Source organism: Mesorhizobium sp. BHscii (genome assembly GCF_053848065.1).
In genome coordinates this window covers 161,100-180,745 of record NZ_JBSPKW010000009.1, presented here as the reverse complement: position 1 = coordinate 180,745, position 19,646 = coordinate 161,100, and the positions used below count along the sequence as shown (strand labels likewise).

Annotated in this window: 16 protein-coding genes; 15 read left to right on the top strand and 1 reads right to left on the bottom strand. The window is 63.6% G+C overall.

The window, feature by feature from the left end; translation table 11 throughout:
- Positions 1-68 precede the first annotated feature (68 nt).
- From mtnK to apnL, 9 genes are all read left to right on the top strand, one after another.
- On the top strand, positions 69-1,340 hold the full coding sequence (gene mtnK / locus ACWTU7_RS15240) for an S-methyl-5-thioribose kinase (RefSeq protein WP_455839000.1): 1,272 nt from the start codon (positions 69-71) through the stop codon (positions 1,338-1,340).
- A complete protein-coding gene (gene mtnA, locus ACWTU7_RS15235; protein ID WP_455838999.1) occupies positions 1,337-2,428 on the top strand; it encodes an S-methyl-5-thioribose-1-phosphate isomerase in 1,092 nt (363 codons plus the stop codon). The genes mtnK and mtnA overlap by 4 nt, the downstream gene beginning before the upstream one ends.
- 364 nt (positions 2,429-2,792) lie before the next feature.
- Positions 2,793-3,620, top strand: coding sequence for a phosphogluconate dehydrogenase C-terminal domain-containing protein (locus tag ACWTU7_RS15230; protein ID WP_455838998.1), 828 nt, complete (start codon positions 2,793-2,795; stop codon positions 3,618-3,620).
- 301 nt (positions 3,621-3,921) lie between these two features.
- Positions 3,922-4,863 (top strand): substrate-binding domain-containing protein, encoded by a 942-nt coding sequence (locus ACWTU7_RS15225; RefSeq protein ID WP_455838997.1) that lies wholly within the window; start codon positions 3,922-3,924, stop codon positions 4,861-4,863.
- 76 nt (positions 4,864-4,939) lie between these two features.
- Positions 4,940-5,599 carry a DUF2291 family protein gene (locus ACWTU7_RS15220; protein WP_455838996.1) on the top strand — a complete coding sequence of 220 codons (660 nt, stop codon included), beginning with the start codon at positions 4,940-4,942 and terminating at the stop codon, positions 5,597-5,599.
- Positions 5,596-7,152 (top strand): sugar ABC transporter ATP-binding protein, encoded by a 1,557-nt coding sequence (locus tag ACWTU7_RS15215; protein ID WP_455838995.1) that lies wholly within the window; start codon positions 5,596-5,598, stop codon positions 7,150-7,152. Before ACWTU7_RS15220 ends, ACWTU7_RS15215 begins: the two co-directional genes overlap by 4 nt.
- A complete protein-coding gene (locus ACWTU7_RS15210; RefSeq protein ID WP_036267445.1) occupies positions 7,145-8,209 on the top strand; it encodes an ABC transporter permease in 1,065 nt (354 codons plus the stop codon). The genes ACWTU7_RS15215 and ACWTU7_RS15210 overlap by 8 nt, the downstream gene beginning before the upstream one ends.
- On the top strand, positions 8,209-9,246 hold the full coding sequence (locus ACWTU7_RS15205) for a Gfo/Idh/MocA family protein (protein WP_455838994.1): 1,038 nt from the start codon (positions 8,209-8,211) through the stop codon (positions 9,244-9,246). Before ACWTU7_RS15210 ends, ACWTU7_RS15205 begins: the two co-directional genes overlap by 1 nt.
- Complete coding sequence (apnL, locus tag ACWTU7_RS15200; protein ID WP_455838993.1) at positions 9,243-11,081, top strand: D-apionate lactonase; 1,839 nt, start codon at positions 9,243-9,245, stop codon at positions 11,079-11,081. The genes ACWTU7_RS15205 and apnL overlap by 4 nt, the downstream gene beginning before the upstream one ends.
- Before the next feature lie 2 nt (positions 11,082-11,083).
- Here the strand turns inward: apnL and ACWTU7_RS15195 are convergent, their stop codons facing one another.
- Entirely contained in the window at positions 11,084-11,797 is a 714-nt protein-coding gene (locus tag ACWTU7_RS15195) for a transcriptional regulator NanR (RefSeq protein ID WP_095518172.1), read from the bottom strand.
- 143 nt (positions 11,798-11,940) lie between these two features.
- Between ACWTU7_RS15195 and oiaX the strand changes: the two genes are divergently transcribed.
- The 6 genes from oiaX to ACWTU7_RS15165 all read left to right on the top strand — a co-directional run bounded on the left by oiaX (position 11,941) and on the right by ACWTU7_RS15165 (position 19,622).
- Positions 11,941-13,191, top strand: a complete 1,251-nt coding sequence (gene oiaX, locus ACWTU7_RS15190; protein ID WP_455838992.1) for a 3-oxo-isoapionate-4-phosphate decarboxylase OiaX — start codon at positions 11,941-11,943, stop codon at positions 13,189-13,191.
- A gap of 4 nt (positions 13,192-13,195) precedes the next feature.
- Positions 13,196-14,530, top strand: a complete 1,335-nt coding sequence (locus tag ACWTU7_RS15185; RefSeq protein ID WP_455838991.1) for a four-carbon acid sugar kinase family protein — start codon at positions 13,196-13,198, stop codon at positions 14,528-14,530.
- Positions 14,531-14,699: 169 nt separating this feature from the next.
- Positions 14,700-15,584, top strand: a complete 885-nt coding sequence (locus ACWTU7_RS15180; protein ID WP_455839036.1) for a helix-turn-helix domain-containing protein — start codon at positions 14,700-14,702, stop codon at positions 15,582-15,584.
- Between the two features lie 90 nt (positions 15,585-15,674).
- Complete coding sequence (locus tag ACWTU7_RS15175) at positions 15,675-16,334, top strand: 2Fe-2S iron-sulfur cluster-binding protein (protein WP_455838990.1); 660 nt, start codon at positions 15,675-15,677, stop codon at positions 16,332-16,334.
- 3 nt (positions 16,335-16,337) lie between these two features.
- A complete protein-coding gene (locus ACWTU7_RS15170; RefSeq protein WP_287336514.1) occupies positions 16,338-17,324 on the top strand; it encodes an FAD binding domain-containing protein in 987 nt (328 codons plus the stop codon).
- Between the two features lie 9 nt (positions 17,325-17,333).
- Complete coding sequence (locus ACWTU7_RS15165) at positions 17,334-19,622, top strand: xanthine dehydrogenase family protein molybdopterin-binding subunit (protein ID WP_455838989.1); 2,289 nt, start codon at positions 17,334-17,336, stop codon at positions 19,620-19,622.
- Positions 19,623-19,646 lie beyond the last annotated feature (24 nt).

The following is a 19,646-nucleotide window of genomic DNA, read 5'->3' as shown; positions in this document are numbered from 1 at the left end:
AGGGCTTCCTAGCTTGGACCAACCGCCTTGGCTCCACTATGATGGGAGCACATCAGCGGGAGGTGAGGATGACTGGGAAATTGCCGTTCGAAGCACTGTCGGTCGAGACATTGGCGGCACGCCTTGGCGCCAACGAGGCGCTGTGTTCGCATATCGGCAAGGACACGGCCCGCTGGAAGGTCCGCGAGGTCGGCGACGGCAATCTGAACCTGGTCTTCATCGTCGAGGGCGCCACGGGTGCTGCCGTCGTCAAGCAGGCCCTGCCCTATGTTCGCCTGGTCGGCGACAGCTGGCCGCTGCCATTGAAGCGCTCCTTCTTCGAGTATCACGCGCTGACGCGGCAGGAAGCGAGAGCGCCCGGTTCGGTGCCGGCGATCTATCATTTCGACGAAGTCCAGGCGCTGATCATCATGGAATATCTGTCGCCGCACATCATCTTGCGGCGGGCGCTGATCGAGGGCCGCCGGTTGCCGAACATCGCCAGGGATATCGGCTTGTTCATGGCCCGCACGTTGTTTCGCGGCTCCGACCTCAGCATGGTGACCAAAGATCGCAAGGCGGATCTGGCGCTGTTCGCCGACAATGTCGAGCTCTGCGATATCACCGAGAATCTGGTGTTCTCCGATCCCTATTTCGACGCCAAGATGAACCGGCATACGAGCCCGCAGCTCGACGGCATCGTCGCAGAATTGCGCGCGGACCGCGATCTCAAGGTCGAGGCGCAGCGGCTGAAGCATCTTTTTGCGGCCAATGCAGAGACGCTGCTGCACGGCGACCTGCATTCCGGCTCGATCATGGTCACCGACTCAGAAACGCGGATGATCGACCCCGAATTCGCCTTCTACGGGCCGATGGCCTTCGATGTCGGCATGCTGCTCGCCAATTTCTGGATGGCGTTCTTTTCGCAGCGCGGTCACGAACAGAAGGAAAAGCGCGACGCCATGCGCGGCTATTTGCTCGATGTGACGGTCGAGACATGGTCGGTATTCCGCACCGAGTTTTCGCATCTGTGGCGAACCGAGCGCACCGGCATGCTCTACCAGAAGAGCCTGTTCGAGGATCAGGGCGACAGGCTTGGCGCCGAACAGGCGCTCGACCACATGCTGCATTCGATTTGGACCGACATGCTGGGCTTTGCCGGCGTCGAGGTGCACCGGCGTATTCTGGGCCTGGCGCACAACGCCGATTTCGAGACCATTGCCGACGAGGATCTGCGCGCCACATGTGAGGCGAAGGCACTGAAATTCGGCCGTCACATCGCCGTCAACCGGCGCCAGATTCACAGCATCGACGAGGTCAACACATTGGCCGCGCTGATCGAACAGGAGAACAGAATTTGAACGTCGGCGACCGTCACTACCGGACCATCTGGCTGAGCGACGACGGCCGTTCGGTGGACATCATCGACCAGCGCTGGCTGCCGCATGATTTCCGCGTGGAAAAAGTCGGCACGGTTGCCGGCATCGCGACGGCGATCCGCGACATGTGGGTACGCGGCGCGCCACTGATCGGCGTCACCGCCGCTTATGGCGTCGCCATGCAGATGGCCGACGATCCATCCGATGCAGCACTCGACGGCATCTGGGAGGTCTTGCACGAAACGCGCCCGACCGCGATCAATCTGCGTTGGGCGCTCGATGAGATGCGAGGTTTCCTGCGGCCGCTTCCATCTGGACAACGCGCCGAGGCTGCTTACCGGCGCGCCGGAGAAATCGCCGACGAGGATGTCGGCCTCAACCGAGCCATCGGCGTTAATGGACTTGAAATCATCAAGGAAATCGCGGTGCGCAAGCGGCCGGGAGAACCGGTCAACATCCTGACCCATTGCAATGCCGGCTGGCTGGCCACCGTCGACTACGGCACCGCCACGGCGCCGATCTATTTGGCAACGGAAGCGGGCATTCCCGTTCACGTCTATGTCGACGAAACACGCCCGCGCAACCAGGGCGCTCAGCTGACCGCATGGGAGATGGCCGGCCATGGCGTGCCGCATACGCTGATCGTCGACAATGCCGGCGGCCATCTGATGCAGCGCGGCCAGATCGACATGGTAATCGTTGGCACGGACCGCACCACCGCCGACGGCGATGTCTGCAACAAGATCGGCACCTATTTGAAAGCGCTGGCCGCTGCCGACAACGACGTGCCGTTCTACGTCGCGCTGCCGTCGCCAACCATCGACTGGACGGTGGGTGACGGGCTGGCCGAAATCCCGATCGAACAGCGCTCCAGCGACGAGGTCTCGCTGGTCTGGGGCAAGACCGCGAATGGCGAGATTGCGCAGGTCCGCATCTCGCCGGATATGACGCCCGCGGCAAACCCGGCCTTCGACGTGACGCCGGCGCGGCTGGTCACCGGATTGATCACGGAGCGCGGCGTCGCCAGGGCCTCGCGCGAAGGCTTGAAGGCGATGTTTCCCGGACGCTGATGATCCGGCTTCATTGACTTTTGAAAGCGGTATCAGCGGATAACCGAGGGTCCAGCCGTTGATTGCCCCATCCGCAGCAAGGGCGCGGCTTGCGTCTCATCCAGAGTAGCTCGTCTCTGACAGCCGGCATTTTGATGACGGCCGATTCTGCGTGACATCCTAGTGCTCGCCTCGCCGGCACGCGGACAAGTTAAAGCGACGCGATCGTCCGTCGATGCGGTGGGCGATGCTAACCACCTACGACACTGACGGAGCGGGCCGCATCCGATTCCTATCCAGTTGCCAAGCCGTGGTAGTGTGATTATACCAGTTGATTAGATGACGATCGGCCGGGCCATCGTTCGAGATCAGGAGTAACGGCTAGATGACAACGATAGCGCTGTTTGGTGCCGGCGGCAAAATGGGTTACCGCCTGTCGACCAATTTTCGCGGCTCTCACTACACGATACGCCATGTCGAGGTCAGCGAAGTCGGCCGCGAGCGGCTAAAGACGGGGTTGGGCATCGATGCGGTCAGCGCCGACGAAGCCCTCGATGGCGCCGAGGTGGTCATCCTGGCGGTTCCCGACACCCATATCGGCAAGGTGGCGGCCAGCATCGAGGGCAAGCTTGCTGCCGGCACCATGGTCGTCGTGCTGGACGCCGCAGCACCTTTCGCCGGCCATTTGCCCAAGCGGCCGGACCTGACCTATTTCGTCACCCATCCCTGCCATCCGCCGATCTTCAACGACGAGACCGATATGGCGGCCAAGAAAGACTATTTCGGCGGCGTCAAGGCCAAGCAGCATATGGTCAGCGCGCTGATGCAGGGACCGGAGGAAGATTTCGCCAAGGGCGAAGCGATCGCCAAGATCATCTGGGCCCCGGTCATGCGGTCGCATCGCGTCACGGTCGACCAAATGGCGCTGCTCGAACCCGGCCTTTCGGAGACTGTCTGCGCCTCGTTGCTGGTCGTCATGAAGGAAGCGGTCGACGAGGTCGTCGCGCGCGGGGTCGACCAGCAGGCCGCACTCGACTTCCTGCTTGGCCACATGAACGTGCTCGGCGCCGTCATCTTCGGCGAGACCAAGGGCGTGTTCTCCGACGCCTGCAACAAGGCCATCGAGTTCGGCAAGCCGGTCTTGATGCGCGACGACTGGAAGCGGGTCTTCGAGCCGGAAGAGATTGCAGCGAGCATTCAGCGCATCACTTGAGGCTGAGATGCTTTCCCGGGAGAAGGAAAGGCCGGGTACAGATCATCTGAATTAATGATTGACTCATTATACCAGTTGGCTTAGCTGTTCGTAAGCTCGGGCCAACCCAGGCCTCGCCAGGGAATTCGAGACTTGGGCGAGCGGAGGAGGCCGGGGACTGGGGGACACGACGATCCGTTCAGAGGAAGCCGGCAAACGGTTTTGAAACTGAGGCGATTCGCGATCTCTTGTGCCGCCCTGGCGAATTGAAACGCAGACAGTGGCCTGAGTTGATCAGGGCTTTTTCAAACGGGAGGAAATCATGAAACTCACTCGCAGAATAACACTTGTGGCTTTTGCCGGCATGCTGGCGCTTGGCACCGCCGCACCCGCCTATGCGGCGGATCTCATTGCCATCATCACGCCCTCGCACGACAACCCGTTCTTCAAGGCGGAAGCCGTCGGCGCGGAAGCCAAGGCCAAGGAACTCGGTTATGAAACGCTGGTGCTTGTCCATGACGACGACGCCAATAAGCAGTCGGAGCTGATCGACACAGCGATCGGCCGCGGCGCCAAGGCGATCATCCTCGACAATGCCGGCGCCGACGCCACCGTCGCTGCCGTGCAGAAGGCCAAGGACGCGGGCGTTCCGTCCTTCCTGATCGACCGCGAGATCAACGCCACCGGCGTCGCCGTCGCGCAGATCGTCTCCAACAACTATCAGGGCGCCCAGCTCGGCGCGCAGGAGTTCGTCAAGCTGATGGGCGAGAAGGGCAATTTCGTCGAGCTGGTCGGCAAGGAATCCGACACCAATGCCGGCATTCGCTCGAAGGGCTATCACGATGTCATCGACGACTATCCGGACCTGAAGATGGTGGCGCAGCAGTCGGCCAACTGGAGCCAGACCGAAGCTTATTCCAAGATGGAATCGATGCTCCAGGCTAACCCGGACATCAAGGGCGTGATCTCCGGCAACGACACGATGGCGATGGGCGCCTATGCCGCCCTTGCCGCCGCCGGCCGCAAGGATGTCATCGTCGTCGGGTTCGACGGATCGAATGACGTGCGCGATTCGATCGCTTCAGGCGGCATCAAGGCCACAGTCCTGCAGCCGGCCTATGCGCAGGCGCAGATGGCAGTCGAGCAGGCCAACGACTTCATCAAGAACAAGAAGTCTCCGGCCGAGGAAAAGCAGCTGATGGACTGCGTCCTGATCAATGGCGACAATGCCGCCAAGCTGGAAACCTTCGCGCTGACCAACTGAGCCGGCGTAACATCAATCGCAAGGGACGAGCTTCCGGCTCGTCCCTTGCTTCCATTTACTGGGTGCCCTGACCGCCATGCCGAACAAGCCGACATGTTCGATCCTCGCCGCGCCGCTCCTTGCCGTGACCGTCGGCCTCAGCCTGACCGCCTGCAAGATCCTGCCGACACCGTCAGCGGAAAACGGCGGCAAACCTCCGGCCTTCAATGCGGACAAGATGGTCGGCGATATCTGGGCTGCCAAGGCGGTGCCCTATCTCCAGCAGAAGGCCGGGCCATTTCCCGAGGTTCACGCCCTGGCGAAAGCCGATCCAGCGGCTGCCGGCGCCAAGTATGGCAATCCGAAGAAACAGGCGAATTCGCCATGGACCTTCTTGGTTCGCCTCGAAGGCAAGATTGTTGCGGCGAATACACAGTCACGCGCGGCAACCATGGATGTCGATGCCGACGGCGACGGCAAGGCGGATGCGCGGGTGCAGATCGGACCCGCAATGCGTGGCACCGCGCTACGCGACAGTCTCGACTTCATCCAGTTCAACGATTTCACCAACCAGATCGACTTCGCCCAGTTCGGCAAGGCGTTCAACACCTACGCCGACAAGACAGTGCTTTCCAAGCTGCCGCGCGAAGCGCTGGAGGGCCGGAGCGTTAGGGTTGTCGGCGCCTATGTCATCGGCAGCGGCCAGGACCTGCCGCTGGTGACGCCGGCGGAGGCAGAGATCGGGCCGAAGCCATGACTGCCGCCACCGATCACGATGTCATCCTGACGCTGGAAGACGTCTCCAAGGTCTATTCGGGCACCGTCGCGGTCAAGCGCGCGAATTTCGAGGTGCGCAAGGGCGCGGTCAACGTGCTGGTCGGCGAAAACGGCGCCGGCAAATCGACGCTGATGAAGATCATCGCCGGCGTCGAACAGCCGACGCTCGGCCGCATAATCCTGGAGGGCGAAGAGGTTTCCTTCTCCTCATCCGCGGACGCGGTGAATCGCGGCATCGGCATGGTGTTTCAGGAGCTGAACCTGTTCGGCAACCTGACGGTCGCAGAAAATATTTTTGCCACCCGCGAGATCACCAACCGGCTCCGCAAGATCGACAGCCGAGAACAGGAGCGCCGCGCGGCGGAATTCCTCGAGCGGCTGGAAGCCGGCATCCGGCCGGACATGCTGGTCGAGGATTTGCGTATCGGCCAGCAGCAGCTGGTCGAGATTGCCAAGGCGGTTTCGCTCGATGCGCGCATCCTGATCATGGACGAACCGACCTCGGCGCTGAGCGCGGCGGAAGTCGAGATCCTGTTCAAGGTGATTGTCGACCTCAAGGCGCGCGGCGTGGCGATCGTCTACATCTCGCACCGGCTCGAGGAACTGATCCGCATCGGCGACTACATCACCGTGCTGCGCGACGGGCGGATCACCGGCCAGGAGAGGATGAAAAACGTCGACACGCAATGGATCGTGCGGCAGATGATCGGCTCGGACGCCAAGGACTTCGCCAAGGCCGACGGCCATGTTCCGGGCGAAGAGATATTCCGGGCCGAGGACATCTGCCTGCCGCGCGAGACCGGCGGGCTTGCGGTCGATCACGTCTCGCTGTCGCTGCGCGCCGGCGAGATTCTCGGCATCTACGGCCTAATGGGCGCCGGACGCAGCGAATTGTTCGACTGCATCATGGGACGCCATGGCCATGCCACCGGAACGATCTTCATCGCCGGCAAAAAGATCAGAGAGCGCGACACGACACGGCGGATCCGGCGCGGGCTGGCGCTGATCCCCGAGGACCGCCAGCGCGAAGGGCTGGTGTCGATCCTCTCGGTCGCCAGCAACCTGACGCTGGCCAGCCTGTCGCGGTTTGTCCGCCTGTTCCATATCCGTGGCGCCAAGGAAAACCAGGCGGTGACGCAGATGGTGCGGGAGCTGGCGATCAAGGTCGCCAATCCGGCGCAAGAGGTCTCGTCGCTGTCGGGCGGCAACCAGCAGAAGGTGGTCATCGGCAAGGCGCTGCTCACCGGACCCAAGGTGCTACTGATGGATGAACCGAGCCGCGGCATCGATGTCGGCGCCAAGGCCGACGTCTTCCGCACCATGCGCAAACTGTCCCGCGACGGACTGGGCATACTTTTCGCCACCTCGGATCTCGACGAGGTGATGGCGCTGTCCGACCGGGTCGCGGTGATGAGCAATGGAAAACTGACCGGCATGTTCGATCGCGCCGAGGCGACGGAGGCGGCACTTGTCGCCGCATCGGCGCTTGGCCACGGACCGGTCCCGCACACGGAGAGCCACGCCCATGACTGACATCCCGGCCAAGGCTTCAGTTGCCTCCGCCTCGAGCGGCTCCGTCCTGCTGACGCTGATGAAGGCGAGGACGTTCATTGCGTTGATCGCCGTCCTGATCTTCTTCTCGATCGCGGCGCCGAATTTCCTGTCGGCCGCCAACCTGATCCTGATGTCGAAGCACGTGGCGCTGAACGCCTTCCTCGCCATGGGCATGACCTTCGTCATCATCACCGGAGGCATCGACCTCTCGGTCGGCTCGATTGTCGGCCTGTGCGGCATGGTCGCCGGCTATCTCGTGCTCAACGGCATCGACCTGCAGGTCGGCTATACGATCTATTTCAACGTCTTCGAAATCGCACTGATCACGCTGGCGGTCGGCATATTGATCGGCGCCGTCAACGGATTGCTGATCACCAGGCTGAATGTCGCGCCGTTCATCGCCACGCTCGGCGTGCTCTATGTCGCACGCGGCCTGGCGCTCCTGTCGTCCGATGGCCGCACCTTCCCGAACCTTGTCGGCAAGCCCGATCTGGGTACGACTGGGTTCGGCTTCCTCGGCGCCGGCCGGCTGCTCGGCCTGCCGGTTTCGATATGGATACTTGTCGTCGTAGCACTTGGGGCGGCCTATCTCGCCAAATACACCCCGCTCGGCCGCCACATCTTCGCCGTCGGCGGCAACGAACGGGCGGCGCGGATTTCGGGCGTCAGGGTCAACATGGTGAAGATGTTCGTCTACATGTTCTCCGGCTTCTGCGCGGCGGTCGTCGGCCTGATCATCTCGTCCGAGCTGATGGCCTCGCATCCGGCGACCGGCGAGAGCTTCGAGCTCAACGCCATCGCAGCGGCGGTGCTCGGCGGCACCTCGATGTCGGGCGGCCGCGGCACGATCGGCGGCACCATCGTCGGTGCCTTCGTCATCGGCATTCTCTCCGACGGGCTGGTCATGATGGGGGTGAGCTCGTTCTGGCAGATGGTGATCAAGGGCCTTGTAATCATCGTCGCTGTCGTCGTCGACCAGGCGCAGCGCCGGCTGCAGAGCCGCGTGACGCTAATGCAGATGGCAAAGGCGGGCTGATGGCGGCGGAACTGCGTGGAGCGCTGATCGGCTGCGGCTTCTTTGCCGTCAACCAGATGCACGCCTGGCGCGACATCGCCGACGCCTCGATCGTCGCCATTTGCGACCGCGATTCGGAACGCCTCAGGATAGTCGGCGACCAGTTCGGCATCGCGCGGCGCTATACCGACGCGGCAGCACTTTTTGCCGCCGAAAGACTGGATTTCGTCGATATCGCCACCACCGCGCCGAGCCACCGTCCGCTTGTCGAGATGGCGGCGCGGCATCGCGTTCCGGCAATCTGCCAAAAGCCGTTCGCGCCGACGCTTGCCGATGCCAAGGCCATGACGAAGGCCTGCTCTGACGCCGGCGTGCCGCTGATGGTGCATGAGAATTTTCGCTGGCAGTCGCCGATCCAGGCGGTGCGCGCCGTGCTCGACAGCGGTGACATCGGCACCCCGTTCTTCGGGCGGATCTCGTTCCGCTCGGCCTATGACGTGTTTTCCGGCCAGCCCTATCTGGCGACGGGAAAGCGCTTCATCATCGAGGACCTCGGCATCCATAGTCTCGACATTGCCCGCTTTCTGCTGGGCGACGTTTCGACGATCACGACACGAACCGCTCGCATTAATCCTGAGATTGCCGGCGAGGACGTCGCTACAATGCTAATGGACCACGAGAGCGGCGCAACGTCTGTGGTCGATTGCAGCTATGCGACCAAGCTCGCTACTGAGCCGTTTCCGCAGACGCTGGTCGAGATCGACGGCAGCGGCGGCACGATCCGGCTCGAGCAGGATTACCGACTCACCGTCACCGGCAGGAACGGGACGGCGGTCAGCGACGTCTCGCCACCGCTGCTGCCATGGGCATCGCGACCATGGCACAACATCCAGGAAAGCGTCGTCGCCATCCAAAAGCACTGGGTCAATTGCCTGGCGAACGGGACCGAGCCGGCAACCTCGGGTGCGGACAATCTCAGGACATTGGCGCTGGTCGAGGCCGCCTATACGGGCGCTGCGAGCCGTGAGCCGGTGCAGCTCGACACTTTGCTGAGATGACCGCCGACGCCTTCCTCCTCTATGGCACGCGCGCGGTCGAGGCCGAGCCGGTCAGGCTGCGCGCCGGCGCACTCAGCGCCGACTTCGTCAACGGCAATCTGCGCACCATCCGCCACGGCGGCACGGAAGTGCTGCGCACCATCGCTTATGTCATCAGGGACCGCGACTGGGGCACTTACGAGCCGGCGCTCACGGATTTAGTCATTGACCAGGGTGCCGACACTTTCTCCGTCAGCTATTCGGCAAGTTGCGTCGGACCAAAGGGAAGCCGGCTCGACTTTCGCGCGACGATCGAAGGTTCCGCCGACGGCCAGCTGGTTTTCGACGTGAGCGCGCGTCCCGAAGACGATTTCGAGACCAATCGCTGCGGCTTCTGCATCCTGCATCCGATCGCCGGCCTGGCCGGCAGCCCGATCACCGTCGAGCACACCGACGGCAGCGTGGTGGAAACGAAGCTTCCGCAGCTGATAGACCCCTGGCAGCCTTTCAAGGATTTGCGGGCGATCACCCATGAGGTCCGGCCCGGCGTCACCGCCGAATGCCGGATGGAAGGCGACGTGTTCGAGATGGAGGACCAACGCAACTGGTCGGACGCGTCCTACAAGACCTATGTCCGGCCGCTCGCGCTGCCATGGCCCTATGTGCTGCCTGCCGGCGAGACTCTGCGCCAGACAATCAGCTTGCGCATCTCAGGCGACGTGAAGGCGCCGGCTGCCGCAACAGCCGCCGAACACGTCCGCGTCGAGCTCGGCGAAGCCGGACCGGGACTACCGGATATCGGCGTGATCATCTACCCGGATGAGGTCGAGGTGGCGCTGGCAAACCTTCCGACGCTGTCCGCGCTTGGCCCGCAACAGCTGACGTTCCACTACGACCCGACGCGTGGCCACGGCCTCGAAGCCTTGCAGTCCTATGCCCGGCTCGCCGCAGCCTGCCCGGTCGAGACGACGCTTGAATGCGTCGTTTCCTGCGTTGGCGATCTCGACGCTGAGCTTTCAGGCGTCGCCGATGCGGTGCGACAGGCCGGGCTGAAGCTCTCGGCCATCGCCGTTTCGCCCTCGGTCGACCGGCAGTCGACGCCGCCGGGCAGCGCATGGCCTGAATGTCCGCCGCTCGAGGACGTCTATGCCGCCGCGCGGCGCGCCTTTCCCGATATCCGCCTCGGCGGCGGCATGTTCAGCTATTTCACTGAGTTGAACCGCAAGCGCGTTCCCGCCGACTTGCTCGATTTCGTCACCCACTGCACATGCCCGATCGTGCACGCCGCCGACGATCTCAGCGTCATGCAATCGCTGGAGGCGCTGCCTTTCATCACCGCATCGGTGCGGGCGATCTTCGGGCCAAAACACTACCGGATCGGCCCGTCGACCATCGCCATGCGGCAGAACCCCTATGGCGGTGCGACCAAAGCCAATCCGCACCGTCAGCGCATCGCCATGGCCGACCGGGATCCTCGCCATGCCGGCATGTTCGCGGCAGCATGGACGATCGGCTATGCCGCGCGCGTCGCGCCGTCCGGGCTGGAGATGCTCACGCTGTCCAGCTTCACCGGACCGTTCGGCGTGCTGGCGGCATCCGGGGAACCCGTCGGCGAAGGGGAACCCCGGCCGATTTTCGAGGCTATCAAGGGGCTTTGCGAACTGGCCGGCTTCAGGCACTTAGCGGCGAGGACTAGCGATGAGACGCGGGTGCTCACGCTGGCCGGCCGTTCTCCCGCGGGTCAGACCGTCATGTGGCTGGCGAATCTGACGGCGAGCGAAGTGACGGTTGATATCTCCGGGTGCGAACGACGCCACCTTGTGATGCCGCCTTACGCGGTCACCCGGATCGGGTGAAATCAGTTGCCGGAATTCATCACATAGAGCGCGCGCGAGCGCTCGAGGTGCTTGATCATAGCCTTCTCGGCTGCGTCCGCATCCTTCTGCTCGATGCGCCCGATGATCTCTTCGTGCTCGGTCAGCGTGAAGTTTTCCTTGCCGGTCCAGATCAGCATCTCGGTGTGATATTCCTTCAGCCAGCCAAGCATCGCTTCGCTGACCGCGACATAAATCGGGTTGCCGGATATTGCCGCGATCTGGGTATGGAACTTCATGTCGGCAGATATGAAGGCCTCGGAATCGCCGCGAAAGCTCCGCTGTTCGGCAACGGTAGCCCGCAGCCGCTGAACGTCCTCTGCTGTGGCCTTTTCGGCGGCCTCCCTGACCATGCCGCGCTCGAAGAAGATGCGCGCGTTCTTGAGGTGCTCCAGCGTGTCCTTCGACGACGACAGGATTATCTTGGCCGCGCCATCGACCTGTTTGATGATCGACTTGGCGGTCAGCTGAAGCACCTTCGCCCGCTCGCCATGCGAGATCGCGACGAGACCCATATTGCTCAACGCCTGCATCGCTTCGCGGATCGCCGGCCTGCCGACCTCGAAGCGCTCCATCAGTTCGCGCTCCGACGGCATGTCGTCGCCCGGCTGCAATTCGCCGCTGGTAATCAGGCGCTTCAGCCTCAAAAACACTTCGTCGGAAAGCTTGCGCCGGACGATCGGCTCCGAACGGTTCATCGTCGCGAATCACTCCCTTGGCCGGTGTTTATTTAGCATTGTCACCCACGATTCCCAGAATGCCTTCCCTGGCAGGATATCGCTTGCAATACTTATGTACTCATTATACCAGATTTCGAAGATCAGGGAAATTTTTTCGAACTATGATCACCCTCACTTATCGCATCGAGACCTCGGCGAGCATCGATGCGCTGGCGGCCAAGATCGCCAGCGACCAGTCGACCGGAACGTTCGTCGCGCTGCCCGGCGAGACCGAAGAGCTCAAGGCGCGGGTGGCGGCACGCGTCCTGGCGATACGGTCTTTGCCGGACGCCGATCGTCCATCGCTTCCCGAAGCCAGTGACGGGCCCTTCAAGCGCGCGGATGTCGACATCGCGTTTCCGCTGGATGCCATCGGTACCGATCTTTCGGCGCTGATGACCATCGCCATCGGTGGCGCCTATTCGATCAAGGGCCTGTCCGGCATCCGCGTCGTCGACATGAAGCTGCCGGAGGACCATCGCGGCGCCCATCCTGGCCCGCAATTCGGCGTCACCGGCAGCCGCCGACTGACCGGCGTGGAGAACCGCCCGATCATCGGGACGATCGTCAAGCCGGCGCTGGGGCTTCGACCGCGCGAAACGGCCGAGATGGTGGGTGAGCTGATCGACGCCGGCGTCGATTTCATCAAGGACGACGAGAAGCTGATGAGCCCGGCCTATTCGCCCCTATCGGAACGGGTGAAGGCGATCATGCCGCTCGTCCTCGACCATGAGCAGAAGACCGGTAAAAAGGTCATGTATGCCTTCGGCATCTCGCATGCCGATCCTGACGAGATGATGCGCAACCACGATCTGGTGGCGAAGGCCGGCGGCAATTGCGCTGTTGTCAACATCAACTCCGTCGGCTTCGGCGGCATGGCTTTCCTCAGAAAGCGCTCCAGCCTGGTGATCCACGCCCACCGCAACGGCTGGGACATTCTCACCCGTCACCCCGGGCTTGGCATGGATTTCAAGGTCTGGCAGCAGTTCTGGCGGCTGCTCGGCGTCGATCAATTCCAGATCAATGGCATCGCCTCGAAATATTGGGAGCCGGACTGGTCATTCGTCGAATCCTTCAAGGCGGTGACCACGCCGATCTTTTCGCCTGATGATTGCGCGTTGCCGGTCGCCGGCTCCGGCCAGTGGGGCGGACAGGCCCCCGAAACCTACCGGCGAACCGGCCGAACGGTCGATCTTCTCTATCTCTGCGGCGGCGGCATCGTCAGCCATCCGGACGGTCCGGGTGCCGGCGTGCGCGCCGTGCAGCAAGCCTGGCAGGCGGCGGTCGATGGTATCCCGCTGGCGGAGTTCGCCCTGACCCATCCCGAATTGGCGCGGTCGATCGAGAAATTCGGCGACGGCAAAGCAGCCTGACTCCATGCAAAATCTGCTTCTCAGCTACTATGGCGATGATCTCACCGGCTCGACCGACGTCATGGAGGCGCTCGAGCTCGGCGGCGTGCCGACCGTGCTGTTCATGCGCCAGCCCGACGAGGCCCTGCTTTCGCGGTTCCGGCATTGCCGTGCCATCGGCCTGGCCGGCACCAGCCGAAGCGAGACGCCGCAATGGATGGACACGCATCTGCGGGGCGCCTTGGCCTGGCTGAAGACCCTGAACGCCGAGATCTGCCATTACAAGGTCTGCTCGACTTTCGATTCCAGCCCGGCGATCGGCAGCATCGGCCGGGCGATCGAGATTGGCCGCTCGGTGTTCAGCCAAGACAGCGTGCCGCTGGTGGTCGGCGCGCCGCAGCTCAAGCGCTACACCGCCTTCGGCCATCTGTTCGCGGCCTACCGCGAAAAATACTTCCGTATCGATCGCCATCCCGTAATGAGCCGCCATCCGACCACGCCGATGGATGAATCCGATTTGCTGATCCATCTGTCGCGCCAGACAGACCTCACCTCGGGGCTGGTCGACCTCGCGACGCTGCAGTCAGCGTCCCGATCGGAAGTGTTCGATCGGCTGACCGAAAATGGCAGCGATTTCGTGCTTTTGGACGTTGACAGCCGCGAGACTCAGGCGCTTGCCGGCAAGGAGATATGGCGCGTTCGCACGCCGGGCGGCTATTTCGTCGTCGGCTCTTCCGGGATCGAGTATGCGCTGCTGGCCGAATGGGCGTCGAACCATACCGTCAGTGCCGAGCCCAGCTTTTCGCCGCCGGGCGCGGCCGACCGGATCGCGGTGGTCTCGGGCAGTTGTTCGCCGACAACGGAACGACAGATCCGGCATGCTTTGACGGACGGTTTCGACGGGATCGAGGTGGACCCTGTCGAACTGGTCTCAGAGGATTCCGACAAGGCGATCGCTCGTGCGGCAGCAAGCGGTCGCGCCAGTTTGGAGGCCGGGCGCAGCGTCGTCCTCTACACGGCGCTTGGACCAGCAGCCGACCGCGGCGCCGAAATCGACCGGCAGGCAGGCGCCCGCCACAAGCTTGGTCGCGGCCTCGGCGAACTTCTTCGCGAGCTGACGATCGAACAAAAGTTGCAGCGCGTGGTCATCGCCGGCGGCGACACGTCGAGCCATGCACTCGGCCAGATGGGCGTCGATGCGCTGACGGTGCGGCTGCCGCTGCCCGCCTCACCAGGTTCGCCGCTCTGCGTCGCCCACTCGCGCGTCAAGACGATCGATGGGCTGGAAGTTGCGCTCAAGGGCGGACAGGTCGGAACCGATCGCTATTTCTGCGCCATTCGCGATGGGCTCAGTGATTGACAGGAGGCGCGCTGGATTTTCCTGATCTCACGACTTCTTGAACACGGCGCGGTTACCAACGCACGATGCCTGTCCCACATAAGCCGCCGTATGCGTAGCGGCGGGGCGGCGCACAGCGCTCAAGCCGGAGCTGACCACGGCTCCGCGAGTGAACCAGCGGGATGCCGCGATGTCATTCAGACCGTTGCTTGGTAACGGACGGGTTCGGAGCCAGGAAGAGAAATCGGAGCCCCTGCAGACCGCGTCGTGGGGCAGCTCCTCGATTGTATTCGACAATCGGCGGTGGGCGTGCCGGGAGGCGGAACTCCGCTGGACAGCCCCTCATCATCTGATCGTGCTGACCGAAGAAGGCGGAACGTCCCATACATCTATCCGGCACGAGGCAAGATCCCTCTACGACGGAATGGATCGTCCCGGAGCCCTCACCTTCGTCCCCGCAGGCGCGGAGCGGCTCGGCTTCTATCGCGATGTAAACCTCTCCTATTCAGCCTTATGGATCGATCCCGATATCGGGCTTCCCGGATGCGAACGCCTGAGAGATTTGCCGATCCTGGTGAACAAGGAAGACGCGGTGATCGCCACGCTGCTGAGTTCGCTTCGCGACGAGATGGCACTCGGCCACAAGCCGGACACTGCCTATGTCGAGCATCTGGTCGCCCTCGTCAGCCTCCGCGTGGCCATTCTGAACCGGGATCAACATCCTTCTCTGCGTCACGGCTGCCTCAGCCGTCGGGCGCTTGGTCGAGTTCGGGCTTACATCAATGCACATATGCATTCCGACGTTTCGCTAAGCGAGCTGGCAGCCGTCGCGGGCATGGCCGTCGACAGTTTTGCGCGTCGTTTCAAAGCGACGACCGGCCTTGCACCCTATGCCTATGTGATCGAGGAACGCGTGCGGCGAGCGGAGATGCTGCTGCGCGAAACGGGTTTGTCGATCGGTAGCATTGCCTTTCGGCTCGGCTTTTCAAGCCAAAGCCACTTCACCACGACGTTCCGGCGTCTCAGGGGGATGACGCCTCGGGCCTATCGGGTGAATTCTTCTCCGGAATCCTGACATTGCCGCCGGTTTCTTGAAAGAAAGCCGCCGGCCGCACCCCCACCTCCAGTGTCGATGAGTGACAGAACTGCGACTGGGAGATCATGCATGGCCAGAACAGACAACAGGAGCGGGCCGACGCGTCGGATGGTGCTGGAGGGCGGGGTGGCGACCGGCGTGCTCCTGGCTACCGGTATACCAGTTGATGCCGAGCCGGCCGACAGCGTCACGGCGGCCGCCTCGCCCACGCCGGTACCGACGATGCCGATGTCCCTGCGGATCAACGCGAAGGATTTTGCCGTCGAACTCGACCCGCGGACGACGCTGCTCGACGCCCTGCGCAACCATCTCGGTCTCACCGGCTCGAAGAAAGGCTGCGACCACGGCCAGTGCGGCGCATGCACGGTGCTGGTCGACGGGCGCCGGATCAATTCCTGCCTGACGCTTGCCGCAATGCATGAAGGCGACGAGATCACCACGGTCGAGGGCCTTGCCGAGGGTGACCGGCTGCATCCGGTGCAGGCCGCCTTCGTCGCCCGCGATGGTTTCCAGTGCGGCTATTGCACGCCGGGCCAGATCTGCTCCGCGGTCGGTATGCTGGGCGAGGCCAGGGCCGGCTGGCCGAGCCACGCGAGCGCGGACGTGGCGGCGGCTTCTGTCGCTCTCAGCGATGCCGAGATCCGCGAGCGGATGAGCGGCAACATCTGCCGTTGTGCCGCTTATCCGAACATCGTCGCTGCAATCCGCAACGCGGCAGAGGAGGCGTGAGCAATGCAGTCCTTCACTTATGAACGTGCGGCAAATGCCGAGCAGGCAGCCGCCGCGGTTGCGGCCCGGCCGGGCGCCAAGTTCATCAGCGGCGGCACCAATCTGCTCGACCTGATGAAGCTCGAGATCGAGCGCCCAGCGCATCTCGTCGACATCAGCCGGCTGCCGTTCGATCGGATCGAGGAGACGGCGGAAGGCGGGCTTCGGGTCGGCGCCCAGGTCCGCAACAGCGATCTCGCCGCCGATCCGCGGGTGAGGTCACGCTACCCGATGCTCACGCAAGCGCTGCTGGCGGGAGCGTCCGGCCAGATACGCAACAAGGCCTCGACCAGCGGCAATCTCCTGCAGCGCACACGCTGCCCCTACTTCTACGATCGCAACATGCCTTGCAACAAGCGCGAGCCGGGTTCGGGCTGCGCGGCGCTTCAGGGCTTCAATCGCATGCACGCCGTACTTGGCGCGAGCGAAGCCTGCATCGCGGTGCATCCCTCCGACATGGCGGTCGCCATGTCCGGGCTCGACGCCAGGATCGAGACCATATCGCCCGGCGGCGAGACCCGCACGATCCCGATCGGCGATTTCCACCGATTGCCAGAGGCGATGCCCCATGTGGAAACCGTGCTCGGCCACGGCGAAATGATCGCCGCGGTTACCCTGCCGCCGCCGCCACCCGGCCGGCAGGTTTACCGCAAGGTGCGCGACCGTGCCTCCTACGCCTTCGCGCTGGTGTCGGTGGCAATAATCGTCGAGAAAAGCGGCGACCGTGTCCTAAGCGCTCGGATCGCCATGGGCGGCGTGGCAGCGAAGCCCTGGCGCGCAACGGAGGCGGAGCGCATGCTCGCAGGAGCGGCGGCGTCCGACGGCGCCTTTACCGATGCGGCCGAAGCCGCGCTCGCCGGAGCCGTCGGATATGGCGGCAATGATTTCAAGATCCCGCTGGCGAAACGGACGATGCGGCACACGCTCGCGGCCGCCGCCGAGAGTGCATGAGGTGACACCATGACAGAGACGAAGACCAGCGAGATCCGTCCTTCCGAAACACGCAATGGCGTTATCGGGCGCCCAGTCGACCGCATCGACGGTCCGCTCAAAGTGACAGGTAATGCCACCTACGCCTACGAGAATGCGCTGGATGGCACAGCCTATGGCTATATTCTCGGCGCCGCCGTCGCCAAGGGGCGCATCGCCGAGATCGACACGGCCGAAGCCGAACGGGCGCCGGCAGTGCTGCTCGTCATGACGCACCGGAATGCGCCGGCCCAGCCGGATTTCGGCCCGGCGGTCACGCCGACCGTACCGGAGGTCTTCACGCGCGCCCGCCCCGCGCTCAACAGCGACCGGGTGCGCTACTACGACGAGCCCGTCGCGCTGGTCGTTGCGGAGACGTTCGAGGCGGCACGCGCTGCTGCCGGCCTCATCAAAGTGCGCTACGACGAGGAGCCGGGCCTCTATGATTTGCCGGGGCGTGTGGCCGACGCCTACGCACCAAAGCGGACCAATGCCGGGTTCGAGACCGACAGTGTGGTCGGCGACTTCGAGAGCGCCTTTGCGGCGGCTCCGGCCAAGATCGATGCCACTTACCGGACGCCCTTCGAACATCACAATCCGATGGAGCCCCATGCGACGCTCGCCGCCTGGTCAGGCAACGAGCTGACGATCCATACATCGGCGCAAACCCTGGCGAACTTCCGGGCTGGGATCGCCAGCACGCTTCGCATCCCGCCCGAGCGTGTGCGCATCGTGAGCCCCTTCGTTGGCGGAGGCTTCGGCTCCAAGCTGATTGCCCATTCCGATACAATCCTGGCCGCGCTTGCAGCGCAGGTCCTGCAGCGTCCCGTTAAGATCGCGCTGACGCGACAGCAGATGTTCGCCAATGCCGGTCACCGCGCAGAGATGATCCAACAGGTACGTCTCGGCGCAGACACCGATGGGCGGCTCACCGGGGTCGCGCACGATGTCTGGTCCGCAACGTCCAGCTTCGAGGAGTACTGCGAGCAAACGGCAGTTTTTGCCCGCTCGCTCTACGCTGCGCCGAACCGTCTCACCCGCCATCGCCTGGTTCCGCTGGATATCAACCGCGGCGAATGGATGCGCTCGCCCGGCGAAGCGCCCGGCATGCTTGCTTTCGAATGCGCCATGGATGAGCTTGCCGAGCGGCTCGGCCTGGACCCGATCGAACTCAGGATCCGCAACGAACCGGAACAGGATCCCGAGCGCGGCGTGCCGTTCTCGACCCGCAATCTCGTCGCCTGCATGGAGGACGGCGCCCGCCGTTTCGGTTGGCAGCGGAGAAACCCGACACCCGGCCGCACCCGAGAGGGCCGGAAGCTCATCGGCTACGGCATGGCGGCGGCGATCCGTCCGAACTACATCGGCGCGGCGACGGCGCGGGTTGCACTCGACCGGGACGGTCGGGTGACGGCGCGGCTCGACATGACCGATATTGGGACCGGCACTTATACAATCCTGACTCAGATCGCTGCGGAAAATCTCGGCGTGCCGATCTCGTCCGTCAAAGTGGAGCTCGGCGACAGCCGCTTCCCGCGTACCGCCGGCTCCGGCGGTTCCTGGGGCGCGGCAAGCGCGGGTTCGGCGCTGCATAACGCCTGCAACGCCCTCAAGCAACGGATCGTGGAGGCGGCGCGGTCGAGCGAAGCCTCGCCACTGCACGGCGCGAACGCCACCGAGGCAAGCTTTGCCGACAGCGAAGTCAGGTTCGGCCAGCGGTCGGCAGGGCTGGCCGACCTCATCCGGAGGATCGCTCCCGACGGGCTCGAGGCCGAAGGCTCCGTAGCCGCAGGCGCCGCCACCCAGTCATACAAGGCTTACTCGCAGCATTCCTATGGAGCACATTTCGCCGAGGTCGCAGTCGATTGCGATACCGGTGAGATCCGCATGCGCCGGATGCTGGCTGTGATGGGCGCGGGCCGTATACTCAACGCCAAGACCGCGCGCTCGCAAATCATCGGCGGCATGACCTGGGGGATCGGTGCGGCGCTGATGGAGCAGACGGTGCTCGACCGGCGCTACGGCCACTTTGTCAATCACGACCTTGCCGAGTATCACGTCCCGCTCAACGGCGACGTTCCCGACATGGAGGTCGTCTTCCTCGAGGAGCATGACGACAAGGCCAATCCACTTGGCGCGAAGGGCCTCGGCGAGCTCGGCGTCTGCGGTGCGGGGGCTGCTGTCGCCAATGCCATTTACAACGCGACCGGCGTGCGGGTGCGTGAATTTCCCATCACCTTGGACAAGGTTCTGCCTGCCTTGCCCCTGATCGCGATTTAACGCTGCAAGTTATCAGCTCCTCCC

What these genes read in the sequence shown, in the direction of transcription:
- mtnK (WP_455839000.1), top strand. Translation starts at nt 69, where the DNA reads ATGACTGGGAAATTGCCGTTCGAAGCACTGTCGGTCGAGACATTGGCG.
- ACWTU7_RS15230 (WP_455838998.1), top strand. Translation starts at nt 2,793, where the DNA reads ATGACAACGATAGCGCTGTTTGGTGCCGGCGGCAAAATGGGTTACCGC.
- ACWTU7_RS15225 (WP_455838997.1), top strand. Translation starts at nt 3,922, where the DNA reads ATGAAACTCACTCGCAGAATAACACTTGTGGCTTTTGCCGGCATGCTG.
- ACWTU7_RS15220 (WP_455838996.1), top strand. Translation starts at nt 4,940, where the DNA reads ATGCCGAACAAGCCGACATGTTCGATCCTCGCCGCGCCGCTCCTTGCC.
- ACWTU7_RS15215 (WP_455838995.1), top strand. Translation starts at nt 5,596, where the DNA reads ATGACTGCCGCCACCGATCACGATGTCATCCTGACGCTGGAAGACGTC.
- ACWTU7_RS15210 (WP_036267445.1), top strand. Translation starts at nt 7,145, where the DNA reads ATGACTGACATCCCGGCCAAGGCTTCAGTTGCCTCCGCCTCGAGCGGC.
- ACWTU7_RS15205 (WP_455838994.1), top strand. Translation starts at nt 8,209, where the DNA reads ATGGCGGCGGAACTGCGTGGAGCGCTGATCGGCTGCGGCTTCTTTGCC.
- apnL (WP_455838993.1), top strand. Translation starts at nt 9,243, where the DNA reads ATGACCGCCGACGCCTTCCTCCTCTATGGCACGCGCGCGGTCGAGGCC.
- ACWTU7_RS15195 (WP_095518172.1), bottom strand. Translation starts at nt 11,797, where the DNA reads ATGAACCGTTCGGAGCCGATCGTCCGGCGCAAGCTTTCCGACGAAGTG.
- oiaX (WP_455838992.1), top strand. Translation starts at nt 11,941, where the DNA reads ATGATCACCCTCACTTATCGCATCGAGACCTCGGCGAGCATCGATGCG.
- ACWTU7_RS15185 (WP_455838991.1), top strand. Translation starts at nt 13,196, where the DNA reads ATGCAAAATCTGCTTCTCAGCTACTATGGCGATGATCTCACCGGCTCG.
- ACWTU7_RS15180 (WP_455839036.1), top strand. Translation starts at nt 14,700, where the DNA reads ATGTCATTCAGACCGTTGCTTGGTAACGGACGGGTTCGGAGCCAGGAA.
- ACWTU7_RS15175 (WP_455838990.1), top strand. Translation starts at nt 15,675, where the DNA reads ATGGCCAGAACAGACAACAGGAGCGGGCCGACGCGTCGGATGGTGCTG.
- ACWTU7_RS15170 (WP_287336514.1), top strand. Translation starts at nt 16,338, where the DNA reads ATGCAGTCCTTCACTTATGAACGTGCGGCAAATGCCGAGCAGGCAGCC.
- ACWTU7_RS15165 (WP_455838989.1), top strand. Translation starts at nt 17,334, where the DNA reads ATGACAGAGACGAAGACCAGCGAGATCCGTCCTTCCGAAACACGCAAT.